This is a genomic window from Oleiphilus sp. HI0125 (assembly GCF_001635355.1).
In genome coordinates this window covers 1-975 of the sequence record NZ_LWGF01001150.1, presented here as the reverse complement: position 1 = coordinate 975, position 975 = coordinate 1, and the positions used below count along the sequence as shown (strand labels likewise).

The following is a 975-nucleotide window of genomic DNA, read 5'->3' as shown; positions in this document are numbered from 1 at the left end:
AGGGTTTATGTATTCGGAGGCGCTACCTGCCGAACACCTTATTGCCTTTCTGCTAAACAACGCCCGTGAGAAAGAATTACATTCGGGAGATCAAATAGCATTACCACTCGGGATCACAGAACTATAAGACGCCCTTTAAGCGTCCTGTAGCTCACCAACAATCTCTTCATGCAATGCCAAGAATTGTTCAGTCAAACCGTGCTTAGGTGCAAAATAGACCAGCGGCTTATTATTTTGATGGGACTCTTTCATTTTTACGCTGGCTGATAATTTAACATCGAGAACAGGCAATCCCTCTTCAACCAACTCTTCAACCAACTTCCTAGGTAGGCTTGCTCTTGGCTGAAACTGATTCACAACAATTCCCTCTATTTTAAGTGAATCATTATGATCTTCCTGGATATCCTGAATTTCACCCATGATTTGGTAGAGCGCTTTGCGAGAGAAGTCATCACAATCGAAAGGTATCAAAACACGATCTGCAGCAATGAGCGCCGATCGGGTATAAAAATTTAATGCTGGCGCAGTGTCGATGTAAATATCATCGAAGAAAGACTCCATTTCTCTTAATGCCGTCTTTAATTTATAAATCTTGTGCTTTGCTTCTAATTTACGCTCTAGAAACTCCAACTCAGGATGTGAAGGCATTACCGATAAATTATCGTAAGGGCTTTGATGAACAAACTCGCTCGCATCTTTATTGAAAAGATTAAACGACAAGGTCTGCTCAAAAAAATCTGCGACGGTGTGTTTCAATTCACTTGAGGAGACGCCCAACAAGTAATGCGTAGAGTTGCCCTGAGTATCAAGGTCAACCACTAACGTACGACGCCCCTTGGATGCGCTAATTGCAGCCAAGTTACATGTGATACTAGATTTACCAACACCACCTTTTTGATTAAACACCACTCGAATCACTGTCGCTTCTCCTTAAACTTTGACGAGGACACTCTCACCAGCCCAACACCTTTTTTA

Annotated in this window: 1 protein-coding gene; it reads right to left on the bottom strand. The window is 42.3% G+C overall.

All coding sequences use genetic code 11. The annotated features are described in order from the left end of the window. Positions 1–135: 135 nt before the first annotated feature. A complete protein-coding gene (locus tag A3762_RS19935; RefSeq protein ID WP_068479408.1) occupies positions 136–918 on the bottom strand; it encodes a ParA family protein in 783 nt (260 codons plus the stop codon). Positions 919–975: the final 57 nt, after the last annotated feature.